The organism is Actinocrinis puniceicyclus (assembly GCF_018283645.1).
Lineage (GTDB): Bacteria > Actinomycetota > Actinomycetes > Streptomycetales > Catenulisporaceae > Actinocrinis > Actinocrinis puniceicyclus.
Genome location: NZ_JAGSXH010000174.1, coordinates 1 through 8815 on the forward strand (window position 1 = coordinate 1; position 8815 = coordinate 8815).

The 8815-nt window shown below is 65.6% G+C and carries 10 protein-coding genes; 5 read left to right on the forward strand and 5 right to left on the reverse strand.

Going from position 1 to position 8815, the window contains the following annotated elements:
- The 3 genes from KGA66_RS26635 to KGA66_RS26645 form a co-directional block, all read left to right on the forward strand.
- Positions 1 to 288 (forward strand): RICIN domain-containing protein (locus tag KGA66_RS26635; protein ID WP_211471916.1); only part of this gene is annotated, 288 nt, incomplete at its 5' end.
- Positions 289 to 1162: 874 nt separating this feature from the next.
- Complete coding sequence (locus KGA66_RS26640) at positions 1163 to 1657, forward strand: helix-turn-helix transcriptional regulator (RefSeq protein ID WP_211471918.1); 495 nt, start codon at positions 1163 to 1165, stop codon at positions 1655 to 1657.
- A gap of 206 nt (positions 1658 to 1863) precedes the next feature.
- Positions 1864 to 2883 carry an AfsR/SARP family transcriptional regulator gene (locus KGA66_RS26645; protein ID WP_211471920.1) on the forward strand — a complete coding sequence of 340 codons (1020 nt, stop codon included), beginning with the start codon at positions 1864 to 1866 and terminating at the stop codon, positions 2881 to 2883.
- A 454-nt stretch (positions 2884 to 3337) separates the two neighbouring features.
- Here the strand turns inward: KGA66_RS26645 and KGA66_RS26650 are convergent, their stop codons facing one another.
- From KGA66_RS26650 to KGA66_RS26670, 5 genes are all read right to left on the reverse strand, one after another.
- Positions 3338 to 4168 (reverse strand): protein kinase family protein, encoded by an 831-nt coding sequence (locus KGA66_RS26650; protein WP_211471922.1) that lies wholly within the window; start codon positions 4166 to 4168, stop codon positions 3338 to 3340.
- A 65-nt stretch (positions 4169 to 4233) separates the two neighbouring features.
- Entirely contained in the window at positions 4234 to 4410 is a 177-nt protein-coding gene (locus tag KGA66_RS26655) for a hypothetical protein (RefSeq protein ID WP_211471924.1), read from the reverse strand.
- Positions 4411 to 4424: 14 nt separating this feature from the next.
- Entirely contained in the window at positions 4425 to 5525 is a 1101-nt protein-coding gene (locus KGA66_RS26660; RefSeq protein WP_211471926.1) for a radical SAM protein, read from the reverse strand.
- Positions 5526 to 6263: 738 nt separating this feature from the next.
- Positions 6264 to 6449, reverse strand: coding sequence for a hypothetical protein (locus tag KGA66_RS26665; RefSeq protein ID WP_211471928.1), 186 nt, complete (start codon positions 6447 to 6449; stop codon positions 6264 to 6266).
- Positions 6446 to 6730: a hypothetical protein gene (locus tag KGA66_RS26670; protein ID WP_211471930.1), complete on the reverse strand. Its 285-nt coding sequence runs from the start codon at positions 6728 to 6730 to the stop codon at positions 6446 to 6448. The genes KGA66_RS26665 and KGA66_RS26670 overlap by 4 nt, the downstream gene beginning before the upstream one ends.
- Positions 6731 to 6804: 74 nt before the next feature.
- Between KGA66_RS26670 and KGA66_RS26675 the strand changes: the two genes are divergently transcribed.
- Positions 6805 to 8001: a helix-turn-helix domain-containing protein gene (locus KGA66_RS26675; protein ID WP_211471932.1), complete on the forward strand. Its 1197-nt coding sequence runs from the start codon at positions 6805 to 6807 to the stop codon at positions 7999 to 8001.
- 3 nt (positions 8002 to 8004) lie between these two features.
- On the forward strand, positions 8005 to 8355 hold the full coding sequence (locus KGA66_RS26680) for a DUF952 domain-containing protein (RefSeq protein WP_211471934.1): 351 nt from the start codon (positions 8005 to 8007) through the stop codon (positions 8353 to 8355).
- Positions 8356 to 8815 lie beyond the last annotated feature (460 nt).

Consider the following 8815-nt stretch of genomic DNA (forward strand, 5'->3'; position numbering starts at 1 on the left):
TCCGGCGGCTACGGCGAGATCCAGGCGCAGAACTCCGGCCAGGACGTGAGCGTCGCCAACTCCTCCACCGCCCAGGGCACCCCGGACATCGTCCAGCAGCCGGTCAGCGGCTCGGCCGCGAGCCAGTGGCTGGCCCAGCAGCAGTCCGACGGCTCCTGGCAGTTCAAGAACCAGAACAGCGGCCTGTGCCTGGACGTCTACGGCAACGGCAGCAACACCGGCCAGCAACTGGACCAGTGGCCCTGCAAGAACGCCCCCGGCACCAACCAGGACTTCTTCACCAGGTAACCGGCGGCGCACCGCCAAGGCGGCACACCGGCTGGCCCACTCCTGTCCTGCGCTCCGCGCGTCGGACAGGAGTGGGCCAGCCGCCGTCTGTGCCGTGCGCCGCCTTGCGTGAGCCGTACGCGCGGCGGCAAGACAGCGGATCGTCACCAAGAGCGCGGCTTGATCAACGGGGACGCGGACCTGCGGCCGGTCCATGGACAGGTGACCCCCACGACGCTGTGCCCTCCCTGGCAGGCTTGTCTGAGGTGTCGGATGGGCGTCGATGCGGCGCCGCGGCAACGCCGCTTCTGCGTTTTCGCCGGATGCGAGCCACATACTGTTGACGTCAGCCCGCCGACGAGGATGCTGGAGGCCGTCAGAAGAGGAACCGCGTTCACGCGAGGACCGCTCGCCGGCGCGATCTATCCCGAGAAGCAGCGCACAAGACTGTAGACATGGCTAGCGACGAGTATCAGGTTGTTGTCGACCCAAGATAGGGGGTTGATAAGCGATGTAGCGCTCGCCGCGAGCGACGCGGGTATGGACCACAGGGCGACCATCACGTCCACGCTGTACCTCGGATCGATCGGTGCCGCACGCGCGGCAGAGCGGGATCGTAGCACAGACTGGCGATGCCGAGTACGCCTAGTGGATCAGGGCTCGATTTCGCTCCGCGCGCACGGACGCAGACGCGGGACGGCGTCAACGTGATGATAGCATGGTGCGCACGTGCGTTCTGGAAGCGATGCGGGCCCGCGATTGCCGGGAAGTCGTTATCCTGGAACGATTATGGGGAAGGTCCACCAGGCGAATCCCGAATATCCGCGCCGACGCAGAAGGTCCGCCTCGTGCGCAGAACCATGTCGCGAGGCCGTGGACCTGCGAGATAGAAGTTATGGCACTGATACACAATCACCTGGCTCAGGAGCGGCTCACCGCGCTCGTCGAAGAACTCAAACGGGTGCGCTACTGGCGTGGCGACCTGCCACAGGAAGTGCTCGCCGCTCGCCTGAACGTGGCGACCCACTCGGTGGCGGACTGGGAAGCCGGTCGCGACAATCCCTCGGCGCCCCACCTCATGGCATGGAGCCGCGAATTGGGGCTTCGCGTGGCGATCACGGACAGCGACGGAAATGAGATCCCCGTCGCTCCCGATACGGACACGGCTTGCGAGGAGCCCTACCCGCAACGCGAACTGAGGCGGTTGTCCACCGCATTGCGTACGGCGCGCATGCGCCGAAGGCTCACCCAGGCGTCTCTGGCCGCGAAGCTGGGCGTCAATCAGAGGTCGATCACGCGGTGGGAGCGCGCGGAGGGATATCCGCGGCCGATAGGGTTCGTGCTTTGGGCGCGTGCGCTGGAATGCAACGTCCGCCTCTTGCCGACGTGAACCGCACGAATCGGGCGTCGCAGTGGTCCCAGAACCCCCACCGGATAACCTGAATTTCAGGCGGCGGCCACATCGACCGGGATTTCGGCTGGCGCGCGGGGGGCGCGATGCACATGCAAAGCCCCCCGCTGACTCTGGCCTCTGAGACAATCCCGATGCGACGATGAGCAGGTAGCGCGCTCACCGTCGACCAGAGGAGGGCGCGGATGTATTTCCGCGTGCTCGGGCCCGTCGAAATATGGGAACGCGATCAGAAGTTTCCGGCGGGTACATTCAAAGAACAATGCCTCCTGGCCATCCTGCTGCTCGAAGCGGGCCGAGTCGTCTCCGTCCAGACCCTGGCGGAACGCCTCTGGGACGATGAGATTCGCGACCGTGCCAGGGAAACGATCCAGGTGTACGTGTCGAGAGTCAGGCGCAGCCTGCGCGACGCGGGCGACCTCACCGGCCTGATCAGCAGCAGCCCGGCAGGGGGCTATCGCCTCGACGTGCCGCCCGACCAGGTCGACGCCCGCCGCTTCGAGCAACTGCTCAGCAGCGCCCGCGCGGCCGCCGCGCAACCGAACCCCGAGCGGGCCAGAACCCTGCTTCGGCAGGCCGAGAGCCTCTGGGGCGGAGACCCGCTCGACGGTCTGACCGGACAGTGGGCCCAGGCCACACGCCAGGCGCTGCGCGAACGCCTGCGGGCGGCCGTCCTCGCGCGCATCGAACTCGATCTGCGGCTCGGCGAGCACAGCGACGACCTAATCAGTGAACTGACGTCGCTGACCGGTGTCGGCCGCATCGACCAGAACGCCATCGGCCTGCTCATGCGGGCGCTGAACAACGCCGGCCGGCAGGACGAAGCGCTGGCCACCTATCGCCGCGCACACGCACGCCTGCGCGACGAACTCGGCGTCGACCCGCGCCCGGAACTCGAAGCCCTGCACCAGCGCATCCTACGCGGCGAAGCCGCCGTCATATCGACGCCCAACCACCAATACGCGAGCGGCGGCCCCGCCCCGGACACCCTGGACCGCGACCTGCCGCACCTCATCGGACGCGAAGAAGAACTGCGCGACGTACTCGCCGCCATCACCGAAGACCTGCGCGCGGGAACGAGCACCGCCGTCTACGCGCTCGACGGCATGCCGGGAGTCGGCAAGAGCGCCCTGCAATACTTTCGCGGGGGTATCTTAGGGGAATTCCGGGCCTGGCCTGCACGGATGCGGCCTAGGGCAGTGTGAGCGGGGTCGCGTTCTGTGCCAGCGGCTTAGCCGCACATCCCCCCGAGATCCGGTTCCCTCGTCTGCCCAGGCGTGCGCTTGCGCGGTCGGGCGGCTGCCCCATCGTCAAAGAGCACCATCCTTTGATGATGGGGCTGATGGCTGACACCCTCCGGGACGGCTGGGCAGACGAGGGAACCGGATCGCAACGCAACCACCCCTTCCGGCGCGCGCTGGCAGCGTGTCGTCCCCTCCCCTCGGAGTCCGGTCCGCCGGAGGCGTCTTTGTCTGTCCGGTCTAGGGGCTCTGCGTTCAGGGCACGGGATCTCGGGGTGCGTCCGGTTGGGGCAGCAGATCACGGCGGCGTGGAAGGCGGACTGAGCGCGAGGGGGAGGTAGCGGCCGATAGTGGGCGCTAGCTGGCGTGATTACTGTGGGTTCGCGCCGGCCAGCGCGGAGCGTAGTCGCGGGTGCGACTAAAGGGCGAAGACCTTCGCTCGGTTCCGGCGGTGGTTATCCCACTCCCGCGCTGCCAGGACGACCGAGTGCATCCAATCCGTGATGCGCCCTTCGCACTCCCTCTCGATCTCGTCCCACATCTGGACGTTCGCGGATGCGAACACGTCGAGATGTTCAGGGTCGGCGTCGGCGTACGCCGGAACGTGGAGGGCGTAGCGCTCTGCTTCCTGCACAGAGTGACCCGAGGCCATGAGTCGGAGAAGCCAGTAAGCCGGGTCCATCCACGCCGCGCCGAGGGTTGGCCATGCCCAATCAATCAGATACGGCCGCTCTGGCGAGACGAGTACGTTGTATGGCACCCAATCGGTGTGCTGGAGGGTCGAGCCCTTGAAGAGTGCCAGCGTCTCCGGATCAGGGATGTAGCTCCTCAGCCGGTCTTCAGCGCTCTTGAAGGGACTCGGATCCGGGACATTGATCTCGCCGAGCGCTGTAAAGACGGGAAGCAGCGCATCCGGGTCGCCAGAGCCGGGCCGGTAGTCGGCATGGCGGCCTTCCACGTACTCATACCCGAGTACGATCCACCCTGCCTCTTCGAACTGCCAGTACAAGGCTGGAGAGATTCCCGTGACGAGCGGTGCGACTGCGGCTTCCCGGAGTTGGCTCGCCGAGCGGCGGTCATTCGCGGGCAGCCCCTTGACGAACGTCTTGCCCTCAGCGGTCGCAACCGTCGCGGCAACCGGAGAGTTCTTCCCGGCCGTCATGGTCTGCGCGCTCAGGATGAGCCCGGTGCGCCGCTCGATCGCGTCCTTCAGATCGTCGGCTAGGTCTTCCCATGCGATGCGATCCACAGAGGTCCTCTGGGTGGCCCGGCGGAGGCCCAGTGTCGCACTGGGCCTCCGGTTTGGCGGGGGTTCTACTGGTATGGGTTGTCACTGCTGGAGCTGCAACTGCACGCCACCACGAGCTTATCCGTGTCGGTGATGATCTCGAACGCGTTCGGGTCGAGTTCCGGATGCGTGTCGTCGAGTTCCGGGAGTTCCGCCAGGTCGTCCGGCGGGTGGGTCAGCAACGCTACGGCAACTGCGGCCATGCGCTCACCTCTCTCTAGTGTTGGCAGTACCTTTCGAGCGGTGCCTGTGCCTGCCGGTAGAGCGTCACCAGCGGCATACAGGTACCGCACGTCTTCTGGAGCCCGCACCCCGAGCAACCGCCGTGCCGCGTGAGCTGGGCATCAGCGAACCCGACGAGGCGGGACAGGCCAGCTGTCCCCTCCACAATGAGATCGACCTGATTCTGTCGGCCGATCTTGCAGATAGAGGCAAGGCCGTGCGGATCGGCGTGGTAATGGGTGATGCCCGCGTTGCAGCCCGTGTACGGGGTCCTGGTGCGCATCACCTGCCGAGACTGGCTCGGCAACACGTCGCCGCTGCCCTGGAACGTCGGAGATATCTGCGTGTACTCGAACGCCTCAGCACCGTGCTGTCGGGCGATCTCCCGCATGAGCGGTATTTCGTGGTCATTGCGGTTGGAGACCACGATGTTCAGCCGCAGATTCAGCCCGGCTTCGTGGGCTGCGGCAAGGCCGCGCATGAACTTCTTGAACGACCCCCGGCGGCGGGTCATGGCGTCGTATGACTCCTCGGTCCCGCCGTAGATGCTGAGTGTGAGCCGGTAGGGCGGTCGTTCAGTCAGAAGGTCGAGTACCTTCGATTGGTAGAGCGTCGATCCGTTGGACGAGAGCTGGATCATCATGCCGAGATCCCACGCGTAAGCGTGCGTCTCCGCGAACAGCGAATCGATCAGGGGTTCGCCGCCCGTGAGCTGGAGCCAGAGCACCCCCGATTCCGCGATGGTGTTCAAGAGGCGTTCGCGGTCTGGCCACTTCAGCCCTTCGAACCGCTTTTCTCCCAGGTAGCAGTGTTCGCAGTCGAAGTTACATCCGAGGTTCAGTTCGTAGCTCGCGCGGGCGTAGCCGTACGGAGTTTCGGGCCTCACCATGACCGCGTTGCCGACCGTCCGGCCCGTCACGTCCACGCCTAGCCCCTGGCTCGCAGCCTCAACGAGCCATGTCGGAACCATGGCGTCAGTGGGGGCGTCGCGCAGTTGCGCGTAGAGGGCCGAGCCGATACGCACTCCGCCGTCACGGCCTCGCCGGACGATGACATACCCATCCGGATAAGGGCTGACGATGAGCTTAGATTCCATTTGCTCTCCTTCGCGGTGAAGTCTCGGCCGAGTCGCTTTGCGACCTGGCGAGGTGTGCGACGTCGCCACCGGGCACCACTTCAACGCCAGCTCCAGGCTTCCTGTCTCGGCCAGGGCGCTCGGCATCAGACTTCTCATACTGGCCGGGGCTTGGTCCGTTGCCTAGTGGCGAGACTTGGCGTTCCCGCAGCGAGCGCACTGCTCCGAATCACGCCACGAGGGGATGAACGTTCCGCACACTGGTAGGGCCTCTACGCTCTCGCCATCGGCGTCGGCGTATGCGGTTGACTGGCTCACGGGTGCCTCTCTGTCGTGGTTGTCGGGTAGCGGGGATGGCACACGGCGCAGGTCCCGTCATCGGCCCCCGATCTGGGAAGACCTCGTGAATCTTGGTTCCTAACTCCGTTGTGAGTGATCGACTAACAACCTCGGGTCAGGTGACTTTGACGCCGTGTGCCTGGTCTCGGTGGCCGGAATGTTCTGGCGGTGGTGGTCGTGCACGCCCCGCCCCGGCCCGGGGGAATTGCGGGGGCGGGGCGTGTTTGGGTGCCGTGGCTTACCCGGGGTGGCCGGGTGCTCTTCGGCGGTGTCAGGTCAGGGGCGCGTGTCGCGCGAGTTGTTCGAGTCCTGTGACCACGCGCCGTAGCATCGCCTCGTCTACGGGCGCTTGCCGTCTTGGGTGCCAGGGATAGGGCAGCGGTGCGCGTACGGTTTCGCCGAGCAGGGGCCACCAGGGATTCACGGCGGCGTCTCCTTGAGCAGGCGCGCGGCGAGTTCGTGAAGGCTTCTGAGCGCATCGGCCGGGAACGCTTCGCGGTCGTGGAGTTCGCGATCCTGCCACAGCGCCAAAGCGTCCCGCCCGACTTCGACGCCCAACGGCGCGAGCGCGTCGCGTAAGTCCAGGTAGGTTTCGGTGAGGTTCATCGCGCGTCCGCCAGATAGATGGCATAAGCCCAGTGGTAGCCACTGTCCAGGGCGATTGACCCTGGACCGGGGGTGCGGGTGTCGATCGGGCACGTCGTGCCGGTCAGACGTTTGGTCTCGATGAAGTCCCATGAGTTGCGCGACTCGCTCTGGCCCGCGCGGTAGATGGCGTGCTCCTGGTCGGCGACGGTTACGCCCCAGACGTGCAGGATGACGCGCTTTCGCGCTGGAAGCGGCGAGTACGCCGTCTGACCTGGTGTTTGTGCCGGGATCGTCTCCACGGTTCCAGTAAAGATCTGACCCGATGTTGCGGGCAGTGGCCAATAGGTGACCAATCGGCGGGCATACTCGGTGTGTGACCACTGGTGACCGGATTCGTGATCTCCGCCTTGCCCGGGGCTGGAGCCAGGCTGAGTTGGCCGCTGAGCTGTGCAAGCTCTCTCCGCACATCGCGGTATCCCGTGAGTCGGTCAGTCGCTGGGAGGCCGGTCGGCGCGAACCGCGTCCGTACTCGCTGCGGAATATCGCGACTGCGTTGGGCGTGGATGTAGAAGACTTGTCGGCTGTGAACCGTCGTGAGTTCGTGGCCGCTGCCGTGGCTTTGAGGCCATTGGCCCTATCGGGGACCGGTGCCCCGGCTGGACGCTCAGGCGTGGGCGTGACCGACGTTGAGGCTGTCGAGGAGATCACGAGGACGATCCGCGACCTTGACAACAGGTTCGGAGGCGGTCATGTGTACCCGCTCGCATCGCAGTACCTCGATGCTCGGGTTCTGGTGATGATCCGTCAGGGCTCCTACCGAAGCGGCGTGGGCAAGGCCCTTCATCGCGCAGGGGCGCAGCTCGCGCACCTAGCTGCATGGACCGCATACGACATTGCAGAGCATGACTGGGCGGACGCCCACTTTCGCATCGCCCTGGACCTCTCGGCAGTTGGTGGCGACAAGGCGTTCGGCGGGGAGGTTCTTGCCGCGCGAAGTCATCACGCAATCCATCTAGGAAATACCCATCAAGCTATTGAACTCGCCCGTTCGAGTCAGGACGTGGCGAAGCGGGTAGCCGTTCCGGCGCTTTACACCGAAGCGTGCATCCTTGAGGCCAACGCACTAGCCCTCTCTGGAGACAAGCAGGCGGCTGTCAGCGCGTTGCATAGAGCAGAGGTAGCGTTTGATCAGATTCAGCCGGAGGACACTCCAGGCTGGTTGAACTACTTGGATGAGGGCTATATTGCGGCGCGCTTCGCCCATACCTTCCGTGACCTCGGAGACTGGCGGCAGGCAAGGTATTTCGCGACTAAGGCGACTGTCATGAGCGACGCTATGCATCGGACTCAAGCGTTCAACCTCACGGTATTGGCTACGGCGCATGTCGAGTCGGACCCGGACGAAGCGTGTTCGCTCGGTACAGAGGCGCTAAGCCGTGCAACTGGCCTCCAGTCAGGGCGGGTCATAGGCTATCTCAGCGATCTTCAACGGCGGCTGCGGAAGCACCACCCGAACCACCGGCGGACGCTTGAGTTCGCGGAACAGACGGCTGGTCTACTCGGAAGGTAGGGCATGATCTACCACATCGCATTCGAGGCCGATTGGGACAAGGCCAAGGAAGGGGGCGAGTATCGGATGTCCACGAAGGGTCGCACCCTGGAAGAGCAGGGATTCATCCACGGAGGCACCACCGATCAGGTCGCCCCGGTAGCGAACATGATCTACGGGTCAGATGACGGTCTCGTCGTGCTCGTGATCGATGAAGGACGGCTGACCTCGCCGCTCCAATATGACGACGTGCCTGGTTGGGAACAGCCGTTTCCTCATATCTACGGGCCGTTGAATCCCGACGCGGTTGTCTCCGTGCTTCCTTTAGTGCGGAGTTCAGACGGGAAATACGAATTCACACCGCCGGGTGAGTAGCGCCAGTTGGTGACTGTTGCCACTGACGGGTGCCGTCCCCGCTGCCCTGTCTTTTGGGCCGCGGGGCCGGCGGCCGGGTGGTGACCGTAAGAGCGGTGACCAGGGGCGTTGCGTGGGCCGACGGAGTGGTGCCCATGTCGGTTCCGGGGGCTGCTGCCTGCGCGGTGGCCGGTGGTGAGGCCATGGAGCACGGATCGGGGCCGGGGTCGGGAGACCGGTGGCGGGGAGACCGGGGAGAAGGCTGGGGTTCGGCCAGTGGGGAGGGGTTCGGTTGGTGGTTCGTCGCGCGTGGCCAGCGGCGCACGCCGCGTACGGCGCCCCAGCGCCGCATGCGCAAGGCGCATGCGGCGCTGGACGCGCGCGACGAACAAGCAGAGCGGGGCGCTACAACAAAGGCCGGGGCACAGGCACACGGGCGCGGTCGGCCCGGCTGGCAGGTATCCGAGCGAGGGTCCGGGGT